We start from the raw sequence: 13,938 nt of genomic DNA on the forward strand, positions 1-13,938 counted from the left end.
ATGAAAAAATTATGGATTCCATTCAAAAAAGTATGGAGATTTATCCTATTACTCTTTTTGATCCTCCTAACCTTCTCGTATGCGATGTTCCAAGGGGGATTTGTCAGCTGGTTTTTATTTTATAGCTTTCTGCCATTTGCCATTTACTGCATCGCTCTTTCCTTTTATTCCTTAAATGAGCTTGAAGTATCAAGGGTATTGCCGAAATCGGATTACAATGCTGGGGAAACGTTAAAGGTAATCGTAAAAGTAAAGCGGTCAAAAGCTTTTCCGTTATTCTATTTACTCATTGAAGACCAATTAGGTGATGTGTTGAAATTTTCCCCTCAGCAAAAGAAGGCAAAGGCACTCATTCTTCCCGGCTTGAAAAAAGAATTTTCCTATGAATATATCATTGATGAGCTGCCGCGCGGGGAACACTTTTTCAACTCCTTTACACTTAGAATCGGTGATCCTCTTGGATTATTTGAAAAAGAGAAGACATGTGAGGCTGCAGGCAAAATCATTGTTTATCCTGCTTATTCGGAACTTTTATATCGGCCGTTTGAAAATCAATATGATCAGGGGTTAACGGCATCAAGGGAACGTGTGCAGCGCGATACCACAATGGCAATTGGTGTAAGGGATTATCAGCCAGGTGACCGTTTTTCTTGGATTAACTGGAAGGCTTCTGCCAAGCGGAACGAGATTATGACAAAGGAATTTGAGCAGCGTCAGTCCCATGATGTGTTTGTCGTTATGGACTGTGTACCTGATAAACGCTTTGAACCGATCGTTTCCTTTACGGCATCCTTATTACATGCCATTTTGAAAAAGGGGGCGCAAACAGGACTGCTAACCCTTAGCAATGAAAGAGCATCCTTTCCAATAAGAGGCGGGGAACAGCATCTTCAGCAGCTCTTTTATCATCTGGCTAAGATTGAAGCAAAGAGTTTGAGATCCTTTGAAAAGGTGTTGGAGACAGATGGGCTTTTCATCCAACAAACGGTTTCGTTTATGCTCGTCACTGCGCAATTAACCAAACCTTTGATTGAAAAGGCAAGCTTTCTTGGAAAAAGAAAAGGCTCCATAACCCTTTTTCTTATTAAGGGTCAAAAGGAATCGCCATCAGAAAATGAACGCTCTCTTGTAACTATCGCAAATGCACGGGGGGTTCGAGTGATTATGGTCCATGAGGGCGATTATCAGGCAGCCTTTTCGGAGGTGATTGTACGATGATGAAAAGGAATTTTCCCTCTTTTCTGTTATACACGCTCAGTTTTTTTCTTTTGTGGGAATGGCTGCGGCCCATTAAACAATTAACGGACACGGATCATATTGCAACATTTATTGTCTTCTTGCTTATCTCTTTTGCTGTTTCTTTTGTTCATCTCAAAGGGATTTGGCAATTTTTGATAAAACTATTATTTATCTTGTTTTCGATCAATCTAACCTATTATGATGAAGGTTTTTTTCACCTTAGCTGGTTGAAGTCATTCGGCTCCGATATTGCCAATAGTATAGGGCTGCTAGCAGCCAGCCAATGGAACGACTTATCCAATGAATTCCGAACGCTGTTGTTTTTTATTTTGCTTTGGTTAACGGTCTACTTAATTGATTATTGGCTCTTGAATCGACAGCGGATATTTATCTTTTTCTTTATGACCTTGATTTATATTACTGTTTTGGATACTTTTACGCCTTATAGTGCAAAAGCTGCGATTGTTAGAACGGTAGTGGCTGGATTTGCTGTGATGGGGATGCTGACCTTTTACCGCATTATCCAAAAGGAGAATGTAGGCTGTGAGTCATCCTTCATTCGAAAATGGATGGGGCCGCTGGCAGGGATGATTGCTGTTAGTGTTATGGTGGGAATTGCTGCACCAAAAGCTGCGCCGATATGGCCCGATCCTGTTCCATTTTTTACAGGAAATAATCCTAAAGGTGGCACGGGCGGCAATGGGGCAGGACCGCATCGAATTGGTTACGGTACCAATGATGAAGCACTTGGCGGCCCGTTTATCGGTGACAGCAGATCGGTGTTTAAGTATGAAGCGGACGGGAAGAATTATTGGAAGATGGAGACGAAGGACATGTATACAGGAAAAGGCTGGCTTGCTTCTGGTACGACACCCATCTCATTTAGACAGGAGGATTATGTACCTGTTTATTCTTTTCCTAATACAGTTGAAACCATTAAGGAATCTGCTCACGTATTTATACATAAAAATTATAAATACAACTTTATCATGTACCCTGCGGGAATTAAGAAGATCTTGAGCATTCAGCCGTCTGATTCAAATGGAAATCGATTTATGATTGATACGACCATCGAGAGGATTAGCTTTTATAATAAAAATGAAGATCCTGTTGTGCCCCATACTTTTACGGTAGACTATGTGCTCCCAAAATATAAAGTACAGGATTTAAAGCAAACAACGAGTATGGATCCATCAAATTTATTTTATCAGAAGTATACGCATTTGCCTGAAGAATTACCGCTAAGAATCAAAGGATTAGCGGAACAAATTACGGCAGGGAAAACAAACTGGTTTGACAAAGCGAAAGCAGTGGAAAGTTATTTTAGCAATACGGAATACACCTATGACCAAAAAAATGTCGCGGTACCTGATACTAATGAAGATTATGTTGACCAATTTTTGTTTGAGACAAAGCGGGGCTATTGCGATAATTTTTCCACTTCGATGGCGGTTATGCTAAGGACGCTGGGGATTCCAACCCGATGGGTAAAAGGGTACACAGGCGGTGAGTTTCTAGAATATGGTGAGGATGACTCATCAAGCCAGTATTACCAAGTTACGAACAATAATGCTCATTCTTGGGTAGAGGTTTTTTTCCCAAATCAAGGCTGGGTACCGTTTGAACCGACAAAGGGTTTTTCTAATGAGATTTTAATCAATTATGAAGCAGTTGATGGTTCAGGATCTAGTAATCAGCAGACGACACCACCGCCTGTGAAAAAGCCTCAGAAGGAAGAACCGGATGAAACGAAGACGGTAAAGGATAAAAAGAAATCCTTTGATCTGAAAACCAGCTTTGAAAATGTAAAACTGGCATTGAAAAATAATTGGAAAAAGTTCGTTCTCATTCTCATCATCCTATCAGTAATTGCGGCATTTCTCTATCGAATCCGTGGGAAGTGGCTTCCATACGGGTTACTACTGCTTTTCAGATTCAAGAAAAAGGATGAAAATATCGGTGCGGCGTATTTAATTTTATTAAATCAGCTTGATCGCTATGGATTAAAACGGAAGGAAAATCAAACACTAAGGAACTATGCCCGTTATATTGATTCGTTCTTTTCAACTCGGGAGATGACCCGGTTGACGGTTTTCTATGAACAATATATATATCATCAAAATCTTCCGCAGGGAACATGGAAAGAGTCGCATGAATTATGGGAAAATTTAATTAAAAAGACTATCGCTTGACCGGAAAAACAACCTATTGATAAAATATGAAATAATTCAATAGACATGTTTCCTTCATATATCCTCGAAAATAGGGTTCGAGAGTCTCTACCGGGTCGCCATTGTAATGGCCTGACTATGAAGGCAGAATTTTTCTGTCAGTTTTTATAAGATAACTAGAATTCTGCCTTCCTAATATTTGTTTTTGGGGAGGAAATTCTAGTTTTTTTATTTCCATTTTTGTGAAAGATAGTAATAACTTTAGAAAGAGGTGGCTGCTTTGACGGAAAAGCAAGATATGATAGTTGTTTTGGATTTTGGAAGTCAATATAATCAGTTGATTACACGCCGGATTCGTGAGTTCGGTGTCTATAGTGAACTACACCCGCATACGATTACTGCGGAAGAAATTCGCAAAATGAATCCGAAGGGAATTATTTTTTCAGGTGGCCCGAATAGTGTTTATGATGAGAATTCATTCCGCTGTGATGAAGCCATTTTTGAAATGGGTCTGCCAATTCTAGGAATTTGCTATGGAATGCAGTTAATGACCGTTCATTTCAATGGAAAGGTTGAAAAGGCACAGCAGCGTGAGTATGGAAAAGCGACAGTATCAGTAGAACATGAATCCGCTCTTTTTGCTGACCTGCCAAAAGAGCAAACGGTATGGATGAGCCATGGCGATTTGGTTGTTGAAGCACCAGCTGGATTTACAGTCGATGCGACAAGCCCTTCCTGCCCGATTTCATCAATGAGCAATGCGGAACGCAAGCTTTATGCGGTACAATTTCACCCAGAAGTACGTCATTCAGTTTATGGCAATGAACTGCTAAAGAATTTTGTTTTTAACGTCTGCGGTGCTAGCGGCACTTGGTCAATGGAAAATTTCATTGAAATGGAAATGGCTAAGATTCGTGAGACAGTAGGCGATAAAAAAGTTCTTTGTGCCTTGAGTGGCGGGGTCGACTCCTCCGTTGTTGCTGTTCTTATCCATAAAGCAATCGGCGACCAGCTAACCTGTATTTTTGTTGACCATGGTCTGCTTCGAAAAAATGAAGCGGACAGTGTAATGAAGACTTTCTCAGAAGGCTTCCATATGAACGTTATTAAAGTGGATGCGCAAGACCGATTCTTATCCAAGCTTGAAGGTGTTTCCGATCCAGAGAAGAAACGTAAAATTATCGGCAATGAGTTTATCTATGTGTTTGATGATGAGGCGACTAAATTGGAAGGGATTGAGTTTTTAGCTCAAGGAACGCTTTACACAGATATCATTGAAAGCGGCACAGCAACGGCACAAACAATTAAGTCCCATCACAATGTCGGCGGTCTTCCGGAAGATATGCAGTTTACATTAATTGAACCGCTAAATACATTGTTTAAAGATGAGGTTCGCGCACTTGGTACGGAACTGGGCATTCCGGATGATATCGTTTGGAGACAGCCATTCCCAGGACCGGGTCTTGGTATTCGCGTCCTTGGAGCGATTTCTGAGGATAAGCTGGAAATTGTTCGCGAATCAGATTGGATTTTGCGTGAAGAAATTAAAAAAGCAGGTCTTGACCGCGAAATCTGGCAATACTTCACAGTGCTCCCGGACATTCGCAGTGTCGGAGTCATGGGAGACGCCAGAACCTATGATTACACGATTGGCATCCGTGCGGTCACTTCAATTGATGGTATGACCTCCGATTGGGCAAGGATTCCGTGGGATGTGCTTGAAGTCATCTCGACTCGGATTGTTAATGAGGTAGCACATGTCAACCGGGTGGTTTATGATATTACCTCTAAACCGCCAGCTACGATTGAGTGGGAATAAGAAAAGCGGAAGCGCACGGGTAGCGAGGTATGGCCAGGGGCCCGCTCCGACTGAGATAAAGGAAAGTAGAAAAATATCAGTATTTATTTCTATATTTATAAGTTAAGAGTAAAATACGAACGATGTTATATTTTTTTATAATATCGTTCGTATTTTTGTTTACAAGTTGAGTTCTTCCTGCTAAAATAAAAAACGTATTAAGGAAATCATAAAATTGCATCGTATAATATTGGGAATATGGCCCAAAAGTTTCTACCGAGCCACCGTAAATGGCTTGACTACGAGGCAGTGTTTTGAATAATGAGGCATTCTTTTTCCTCTATTTATTGCACATGCCTAAAGTCAGACGCTCCGGTAGAATAATCGAGAGCGTTTTTTTGCGTAAAGAATAATAGATTCATAGGGGGAAGAGACATGCATAAATATTTTGAGTTTGAGAAACATGGTACGAATTATCGCCGTGAGTTTATTGGAGGACTAACCACATTCCTGGCAATGGCTTATATATTGGTCGTGAACCCGTTAACCTTGTCACTTGCATCTGTAAAAGACTTTCCGGATGCACTAAGAATGGATTACGGTGCAGTATTTGTGGCTACGGCATTAGCATCTGCTCTTGGTTCGATTGTTATGGGACTGATTGGGAAGTACCCACTGGCGTTAGCACCTGGAATGGGATTGAATGCCTTCTTTGCGTATACAGTTGTTTTAGGAAGCGGAATTCCTTGGCAGCATGCCCTAGGAGCGGTGCTTATCTCCGGAGTGTTTTTCTTTTTGCTGACATTAACAGGACTCCGTGAAAAAATTATCAATGCGATTCCGATCGACTTGAAGCATGCTGTTGGTGCAGGAATTGGCTTGTTTATTACGTTTGTTGGATTACAAAACGCTAAAATTATTGTTAATAATGATGCAACACTCGTTGGTTTAGGTGATTTAACCTCAGGACCTACACTGCTTGCAATTTTCGGTATCGTTGTAACAGTTATTATGATGACTAGAGGAATTAAGGGCGCTGTATTTTACGGTATGGTGATTAGTGTTATTACGGGGATGATTTTTAATTTAATCCAAGCACCTGAAAAAGTCGTCGATACGGTTCCAAGTTTAGCGCCGACCTTTGGTGCTGCCTTTTCCTCTTTTGGAGACAGTTCTTTCTATACTACTTCTATGCTTGGAATTATTTTAACCTTCTTGTTTGTTGATTTCTTTGACAACGCCGGGACGCTTGTGGCAGTAGCAAATCAAGCGGGAATCATGAAGGATAATAAGCTGCCTCGTGCGGGCCGAGCATTAATTTCTGATTCGATTGCAACGAGTGTTGGGGCAATTCTTGGTACTTCGACAACGACATCATATATAGAATCAACGGCAGGGGTTGCCGCTGGTGCCAGAACAGGGTTTGCTGCCTTAGTAACTGCCGGATTTTTTATCTTATCGCTCTTTTTCTTTCCATTGTTATCAGTAGTTACCCCAGAGGTGACGGCGCCGGCGTTAATTATTGTCGGAGTGCTAATGGTCTCTTCATTAGGAAAAATTGACTGGAAAAGTTTTGAGATTGCCGTTCCAGCGTTCTTAACAATGATTGCGATGCCGCTGTCATACAGTATTGCAACCGGGATTGCCGTGGGCTTTATCTTTTACCCAATTACAATGATGGTAAAAGGGAGAACAAAAGAAATTCACCCGATTATGTACTTATTTTTTGTTATCTTTGTTTTATATTTTATCTTCTTAAAATAACTTCAAGAGGGGACTGTGATGCTCACAGTTCTCTCTTTTTTTTGAAAAGATTTGCATAATTTTCTTACTTTTCCCAAATCACTTCTGTATGATTAGAGATGTAAGGCGATGATTGAAATAGGGAGTGTTTGCCAATGAAAATGCTAACCGTTCAGGATTTGCGAAAAAGCTTTGGGAACCTGGAGGCTGTAAAGGGCGTATCATTTACAGTGGAAAAAGGAGAATCATTCGGGCTGCTCGGTCCAAACGGAGCGGGAAAGTCAACAACGATTAATATGATTACCGGGTTGTTTGCGCCAACTTCTGGTGAAATCCGGATAAAAAACATCGATGTAATTAAATACCCGAAGCAAGCACAAAAATGGCTTGGGGTTGTCCCTCAGGAGATTGCGCTCTATCAAGCCATGTCAGCACGGGAAAATTTAAAGTTTTGGGGAAGAATGTACGATTTATCTGGCAATGAGCTGGAAAAAAGTGTGGATCAAGTGCTTGAGATTATCGGTTTAACTGAAAGGGCGAAGGATAAGATAGAGACCTTTTCCGGTGGGATGAAGCGGCGTGTCAATATCGGTGCAGCGATTTTACATAGACCGGAATTGTTAATTATGGATGAGCCGACAGTGGGCATCGATCCGCAATCGAGAAATCATATCATAGAAACAGTTAAGCGCTTAAACAGTGAAGGGATGACAATCATTTACACGAGTCATTATATGGAGGAAGTCGAATACCTTTGTGAACGGGTTGGAATTGTTGACCATGGTGAATTGATTGCTTCCGGTACCTTAAGTGAGCTAAGAGAAACAATTGGTAATCATTCGCGAATCATTTTAACCATTGATAAAGAAACCGCTCATGTGGAGAAAATTACCCAGACGTTATTAGGAATTTTTTCGAAAAAGGATATTCAAATTCAAGACCATCAAGTAATGGTATTTCATAAAGAACCGCAATTGATATTAAGTGATTTCATTCAGTCGATGACAAAAACAGGCACAAAGATAACTTCGGTGGACATTGTGGAACCGAACCTTGAGAGTGTCTTTTTGCATCTGACCGGACGTAATCTAAGAGATTAGGGGGCGGAGACGATGAAATTCTGGTGGCTTGCATGGAAGGATTTATTACTTGTCGTGCGTGATAAAAAGGCTTTTTTAACCCTGATCTTGATGCCGCTTCTGTTAATTGCTATTTTAGGCTCAGCCTTTGGGAATATCATGAAGGAAAACGAAGATATAACAATTAAAAAATTTACGCTTGGGGTCGTTAATTTCGATCAAGGCCAGCTCAGTAAAGTATTAACGGAAGAGGTTTTTTCAAAAAGTTTATCCAAACAAATTCAAGTGAAATACTACCAAGAAGATGACTTATATAAAAAAATCAAAGACCACAAGCTGACAGTCGGTATTGTTATCGAAAAGGACTTCACCCAATCACTAATGACAGGCAAAGGAACAAAAGTAAAACTTTTATCGGTGCCTGACACCAATATTAATACAACCATCGTTCAAACCGTGATTGAACAGTTTTCTCGCTCTGTACCTATTGAAGCTGTAGTGGCGCAAATGGCCCAGCCTGTACAAGCGGGAAATCCAAGCGGGATCGTGCAAAAAGGCTATGGTAAAAAACCGCTATTAAAAGAAACCTCCATCGATGCTAAAACCAAGCTAGTTAGTTCTTTTCAATATTACGCCGCCGCAATGTCTGTAATGTTTTTATTGATGACAGTCGTCCAAGGTGTATCCACCATGATCCTGGAAAAAGAACAGGATGTGTTTCAACGTCTGCTGCTTACAAATTTAACTTATCCAAATTATCTTCTCGGAAAAATGCTTGGATTAATCATTATTTGTTTAACACAAGCTTTTATTATCATTTCAGGCACTAAGCTCCTTTTTGGGGTTGATTGGGGCCCTTCCATTCCCGGGATTGTGATCATGACGTTTGCATTTGTTGTGAATGCCAGCGGACTTGGTGTTTTAGCAGGCTCACTTATCAACAAGGAACAATCGTTTAATGTTGCCGGAATGTTTGGAACCCAAATCATGGCTGCCTTAGGTGGAAGTATGGCTCCGCTTTATGTATTTCCTGATTGGGTCGTTTCCGTTACCAAATTCTTGCCGAATGGGCTTGCATTACAAACGTATTTAGAGTTAATGTCCGGTGCATCTCTTTCCAAGATTCTGCCGGCCGTCGCTGCATCAATGGGCTTAGGTATGCTCTTTTTCGCAATTGGATTAATTCGCCTTTCATTAGAAAGGAGAGGTAAATATGCGTAAAATCTGGACAATTCTCATGCTTCGTTTAAAGGAGTTTTTTACATCCCCAGGAGTATTGTTACTTATGTTTGTCATGCCGGCAGTTTTTAGTTGGATTTTTGGAGGCATTTCGGTGAACTCTAAGCAGAACAAACCAATTGTTAATGTAGTTCTCAACGATTCTGAGGTTAGCACAGAGATTTTGGATCTTTTAAAACAGGACACTCATTTTGACTGGAGAAAAGTATCACGAAAACAGGCTGAAAAAAATGTCTCTGGTCAGGATGTTGTTGCGGCTGTGGTGATACCGGATGAAATCGGCCAAAGAATCTCAGAAAAGAAACCGATATTTGACATTATCGTGCAAAGGAAAACCGAGAATTATCTTACGTTATCAACTCATTTAGAGGGAACTGCAAGGCTTGTTCTCCGTTCATATCAGGCTGCTTCGAACCTAGAAGAAGGTGCTTTTTCTAAGGTGCTGGAAGCGATCGCGACGAATAAAGGTGTGACAGTCGATAAGCAAATTATTCAAAAAGACACGAATAGTTCAGTAGAAATCAATTTAATGTTTGTAGGATTTGCCATCATGTTTATGATGTTTGGTCTTTCCGGGGCGGCATCCGCGATACTTGGCGAGCGAATTGAAGGCACTTGGGGAAGGCTGATTGTTTCTCCGGTCAGTAAACTTCAAATTATTCTTGGCTATCTTTTGGCTTACTTTTTCATGGGATGGATTCAGTTGGCGGTACTAATGGCCGCTATGAATGTAATGTTTGATACAAGCTGGGGAAGAATGACTTATTTAATTCCATTTGCCTCACTTGTCATCATATGTGTAGTAGGATTTGGTCTTATGATTGCCGGACTCGTCAAAACAAAGCAGCAGGCCTCTGCAATCAGTGCGGTTTTGATCGTCAGCACTTGCATGCTCGGGGGTGTCTATTGGCCGATTGATGTGGTACCGGATATCATGCAGAAAATTGCATTGGGTGTACCGCAAACATGGGCGATGTCGGGTTTTAAAGAAATCATAAGCGGCAGCCTGCACGCTGGCACCTTAGTAAAGGATGCTGCTGCGCTTCTTGGATTTACCGCTCTGTTCTTTTTTGTTGGTTTAAGAGGAATGAAATTTGAATAATTTTCCAAGCGTTTTTTCAAATAGTTGTCGAACTTTGTCGTTGACTTCCTGTCTCACCTCTTATAACATAAAAATATCTATGTTAAGAAGATAGGAATGGGGGATAGGGGTTGGCAAACTTATTAATTGATAAAGTGTTAAATAACAATGTATTAATCGCTGAACACCCTTCCTATGAAGAAGTTGTTTTAATTGGAAAAGGCATTGGGTTCAATCGAAAACGAGGGGACTATATCGATACGGATGCGGTAGAAAAGCTTTTTGTTTTAAAAAATGAAAAAGAACAAGAAAATTATATTAAACTGCTTCCATTTATCGATAATGATTTTTTAGAGGTCATTATTTCTGCTATTGATCTAATTAAGCAACGGACCCATTCTGTTTTAAATGAACATATTCATGTGGCATTAACAGACCATCTCATGTTTGCGTTGACCCGAGTCTCGCAAGGAATGGAAATGAGAAACCCGTTTCTCATTGAGACAAAGACACTATACCGTCATGAGTATGAAGTGGCAGCTGAAGTCGTTCAGCACATTAAAGAAAAGACAGGAATTAGCTTACCTGTTGGCGAGATTGGATTTATTGCCCTGCACATCCATAGTGCAATCACGAATAAAAATCTCTCTGATGTGAATCAACATTCGCAGCTTGTCAGCAGACTTGTTGAAATGGTTGAGGAACAGTTTGAAATAGAGATTGATAAGGAAGGCATCGATTATATGAGGCTCGTTCGACACCTTCGCTTTGCTATCGATCGCGTGATAAAAGGCGAGAAGGTAGAAGAACCAGAAAAAATTGCATCCCTCTTGAAAGAGGAGTATCCAGTGTGTTATAATCTCTCATGGAAGCTCATTAAAGTGATGCAGCAAACATTAAAAAAGAAGGTCTTTGATGCAGAAGCCGTTTATCTAACGATGCATTTACAAAGACTTCAAAACAAATTTAAATAGCTATTATTTTTTACGTGTTACTGATTAGATCAGGCATGAGTAAAAAGGATTAATTGAAATGAAGTTTTAGGGGCAAACTATACCCATAACTTCTTTTGATTAAACTTTTACTCATGCCTTTTTTGTTGGTTTTTTACCAATAATGTAAACGCTTAATGAGCTTAATAAAAATATATTAGGGGGAACAATTATGTTTAAGAATGCGTTTGGCGTACTGCAAAAAGTCGGTAAAGCATTAATGTTACCGGTAGCACTTTTACCGGCCGCAGGAATTTTGCTTGCTTTAGGTGCAGCGCTTAAAAACCCGGCTCTATTAGATTTAGCGCCATTTTTAGATAACAGCGCTGTCGACATGGTAGCTTCTGTTATGAAAAATGCCGGTGACATCGTCTTTGGTAACCTTCCGCTCTTGTTTGCAGTCGGTGTTGCTGTAGGATTAGCAGGTGGAGAAGGTACGGCAGGACTAGCAGCAATCATTGGTTACTTAATTATGAATGTCACAATGGGTACTGTTTTAGGTATTGATGCGAAGGATATTAATGGTACAAGCTATGTAAGTGTCCTAGGGATTCCGACTCTTCAAACAGGAGTGTTTGGCGGGATTATCGTTGGTATTATGGCCGCGTCCTTGTACAATAAGTTCTTTGAAATTGAATTACCGTCTTATTTAGGATTCTTTGCTGGAAAACGTTTTGTTCCAATTATTACTGCTGGGACCGCTATATTGGTAGGTCTAATTATGATTATTATATGGCCGCCAATCCAGTCTGGCTTGAACGCATTCTCGAACAACATGGTAAATGCAAACCTAACTCTTTCCGCATTTGTTTTCGGGGTCATTGAACGTTCGTTAATACCATTTGGATTACATCATATTTTCTATGCACCATTCTGGTTTGAGTTTGGCAGCTATACAAATAGTGCTGGTCAGGTTATCCATGGTGACCAACATATCTTTATGGCACAAATTTCAGACCATGTACAAAATCTTACTGCAGGAACGTTTATGACAGGTAAATTTCCATTCATGATGTTTGGTTTACCAGCTGCAGCCTTGGCGATTTATCATGAAGCAAGACCTGAAAAGAAAGTGCTTGTCGGCGGTTTAATGGCGTCAGCCGCCCTGACTTCATTTTTAACTGGTATTACAGAACCAATTGAATTCTCATTCCTATTCGTTGCACCTATTTTATTTGGTATTCATGCAATCTTTGCTGGATTATCATTTATGGTTATGCACTTATTAGATGTAAAAATCGGGATGACATTCTCCGGCGGATTAATTGACTATGTCCTATTTGGCTTAATCAACCCACAAACACATGCATGGATCGTCATCCCAGTCGGACTTGTCTTTGCGGTTATTTATTACTTCGGCTTCCGCTTTGCGATCCGCAAGTTTAATTTAAAAACGCCTGGCCGTGAGTTAGAAGAAGAAGAAAATCAAGCACCAACAGGTAAAGCAAATTCTGGCGATTTAGCTGGTAACATTTTAGATGCCATGGGCGGTAAGGAAAATATTGCACACTTAGATGCATGTATCACTCGTCTACGTGTCTCTGTTAATGATATTAAAAATGTTGATAAAGACCAATTGAAAAAACTAGGTGCCGCAGGTGTGCTTGAAGTAGGTAACAACATTCAAGCAATCTTTGGACCGCGTTCTGAAACGATAAAAGGTCAAATGAAGGATATAATAGAAGGAAAGCGTCCACGTACGACCGCTGTTAATGCACCGGAAAAAGGTGTTGAACAACAGATTGAAGAAATAAATCCAGAAGCACTGCAAACAGAACGCAAAAGCGATGAGATCTTTGTAGCACCGTTAAAAGGTGAAATCAAGCCAATTACGGAAGTGCCGGATCAAGTGTTTGCCGGAAAAATGATGGGTGATGGTTTTGCAATTGTGCCGGAAGAAGGTACGGTGGTATCACCTGTTAACGGAAAAATCGTTAACCTATTCCCAACCAAACATGCGATTGGTATCCTATCTGATAGCGGCCGCGAAATTCTAATCCACGTTGGTATTGATACGGTTAAACTAAAAGGCGAAGGATTTGAAACATTAGTTTCAGAAAATGACCGCATTGAAAAAGGACAACCATTATTAAAAGTTGATTTAGATTATATAAAAGCAAATGCGACATCTACAATTACACCAATTGTCTTTACGAATTTAGCGGAAGGCGAAAAGGTCGTAATTGAAAAATCAGGTCTTGTTGACTTGAAACAAGAAGGAATTGTTACGATTACAAAATAATAAGGAAAGCGGAAGTGCCTTTAACAGGGGCGATATAGGGAGAATTATCGACTGGCAAGCGGAGCGAAGCCAGAGATTAGGCTCCTTCGAGCCCCTAGGCGCTGCAGCTGGACAAAGAAAAAGCTGGCCGTTTTGGTCAGCTTTTTTTATTCAATTGAAAAATAGTATAAAAAAGTTCAAAAACGTTATTGACGTTTTATACTCATGGTGTTATTATATTAAAGCAGTCGTTAATGACGAGTTAACAATTTGAAGATGTTGATAACATTAAAAAAAGTGTTGACTTATTATGAACGACATGATATAGTAATAAAGTTGCTTCTTAACGAAGTAACAAATTGTTCTTTGAAAACT

The 13,938-nt window shown here is 40.2% G+C and carries 10 protein-coding genes and 2 riboswitches; all 10 genes read left to right on the top strand.

Annotated features, from left to right (window positions below; translation table 11 throughout):
• The 10 genes from V7150_RS17540 (at nt 1) to V7150_RS17585 (ending at nt 13,837) form a co-directional block, all read left to right on the top strand.
• Nucleotides 1–1,218 carry a DUF58 domain-containing protein gene (locus tag V7150_RS17540; protein WP_335520969.1) on the top strand — a complete coding sequence of 406 codons (1,218 nt, stop codon included), beginning with the start codon at nt 1–3 and terminating at the stop codon, nt 1,216–1,218.
• Nucleotides 1,215–3,431 (top strand): DUF4129 domain-containing transglutaminase family protein, encoded by a 2,217-nt coding sequence (locus tag V7150_RS17545; protein ID WP_335520971.1) that lies wholly within the window; start codon nt 1,215–1,217, stop codon nt 3,429–3,431. Before V7150_RS17540 ends, V7150_RS17545 begins: the two co-directional genes overlap by 4 nt.
• A gap of 34 nt (nt 3,432–3,465) precedes the next feature.
• A riboswitch (purine riboswitch) is annotated at nt 3,466–3,569 on the top strand.
• A gap of 139 nt (nt 3,570–3,708) precedes the next feature.
• The gene (guaA, locus tag V7150_RS17550) at nt 3,709–5,229 is read left to right on the top strand and encodes a glutamine-hydrolyzing GMP synthase (RefSeq protein WP_335520985.1); all 1,521 of its coding nucleotides are present in this window, start codon (nt 3,709–3,711) and stop codon (nt 5,227–5,229) included.
• Between the two features lie 199 nt (nt 5,230–5,428).
• Nucleotides 5,429–5,530, top strand: a riboswitch (purine riboswitch).
• 113 nt (nt 5,531–5,643) lie between these two features.
• Nucleotides 5,644–6,972 carry an NCS2 family permease gene (locus V7150_RS17555; RefSeq protein ID WP_335520973.1) on the top strand — a complete coding sequence of 443 codons (1,329 nt, stop codon included), beginning with the start codon at nt 5,644–5,646 and terminating at the stop codon, nt 6,970–6,972.
• A 140-nt stretch (nt 6,973–7,112) separates the two neighbouring features.
• Complete coding sequence (locus tag V7150_RS17560; RefSeq protein WP_335520987.1) at nt 7,113–8,051, top strand: ABC transporter ATP-binding protein; 939 nt, start codon at nt 7,113–7,115, stop codon at nt 8,049–8,051.
• A 12-nt stretch (nt 8,052–8,063) separates the two neighbouring features.
• Nucleotides 8,064–9,251: an ABC transporter permease gene (locus tag V7150_RS17565; protein ID WP_335520975.1), complete on the top strand. Its 1,188-nt coding sequence runs from the start codon at nt 8,064–8,066 to the stop codon at nt 9,249–9,251.
• The gene (locus V7150_RS17570) at nt 9,244–10,371 is read left to right on the top strand and encodes an ABC transporter permease (RefSeq protein WP_335520976.1); all 1,128 of its coding nucleotides are present in this window, start codon (nt 9,244–9,246) and stop codon (nt 10,369–10,371) included. Before V7150_RS17565 ends, V7150_RS17570 begins: the two co-directional genes overlap by 8 nt.
• A 110-nt stretch (nt 10,372–10,481) precedes the next feature.
• Nucleotides 10,482–11,324 carry a glucose PTS transporter transcription antiterminator GlcT gene (glcT, locus tag V7150_RS17575; RefSeq protein WP_335520977.1) on the top strand — a complete coding sequence of 281 codons (843 nt, stop codon included), beginning with the start codon at nt 10,482–10,484 and terminating at the stop codon, nt 11,322–11,324.
• 190 nt (nt 11,325–11,514) lie between these two features.
• The gene (gene ptsG / locus V7150_RS17580) at nt 11,515–13,584 is read left to right on the top strand and encodes a glucose-specific PTS transporter subunit IIBC (RefSeq protein ID WP_335520979.1); all 2,070 of its coding nucleotides are present in this window, start codon (nt 11,515–11,517) and stop codon (nt 13,582–13,584) included.
• Nucleotides 13,565–13,837, top strand: a complete 273-nt coding sequence (locus tag V7150_RS17585; protein WP_335520981.1) for a hypothetical protein — start codon at nt 13,565–13,567, stop codon at nt 13,835–13,837. Before ptsG ends, V7150_RS17585 begins: the two co-directional genes overlap by 20 nt.
• The last annotated feature ends 101 nt before the right edge of the window (nt 13,838–13,938 follow it).

It is taken from the genome of Neobacillus drentensis, assembly GCF_036965245.1.
GTDB classification, from domain to species: Bacteria; Bacillota; Bacilli; order Bacillales; family Cytobacillaceae; genus Neobacillus; species Neobacillus drentensis_G.

Bases quoted from the DNA above. Each gene is read 5' to 3' on its own strand.
- V7150_RS17540 (WP_335520969.1), top strand. From the start codon at position 1: ATGAAAAAATTATGGATTCCATTCAAAAAAGTATGGAGATTTATCCTA.
- guaA (WP_335520985.1), top strand. From the start codon at position 3,709: ATGATAGTTGTTTTGGATTTTGGAAGTCAATATAATCAGTTGATTACA.
- V7150_RS17560 (WP_335520987.1), top strand. From the start codon at position 7,113: ATGCTAACCGTTCAGGATTTGCGAAAAAGCTTTGGGAACCTGGAGGCT.
- V7150_RS17545 (WP_335520971.1), top strand. From the start codon at position 1,215: ATGATGAAAAGGAATTTTCCCTCTTTTCTGTTATACACGCTCAGTTTT.
- V7150_RS17570 (WP_335520976.1), top strand. From the start codon at position 9,244: ATGCGTAAAATCTGGACAATTCTCATGCTTCGTTTAAAGGAGTTTTTT.
- V7150_RS17555 (WP_335520973.1), top strand. From the start codon at position 5,644: ATGCATAAATATTTTGAGTTTGAGAAACATGGTACGAATTATCGCCGT.
- V7150_RS17565 (WP_335520975.1), top strand. From the start codon at position 8,064: ATGAAATTCTGGTGGCTTGCATGGAAGGATTTATTACTTGTCGTGCGT.
- ptsG (WP_335520979.1), top strand. From the start codon at position 11,515: ATGTTTAAGAATGCGTTTGGCGTACTGCAAAAAGTCGGTAAAGCATTA.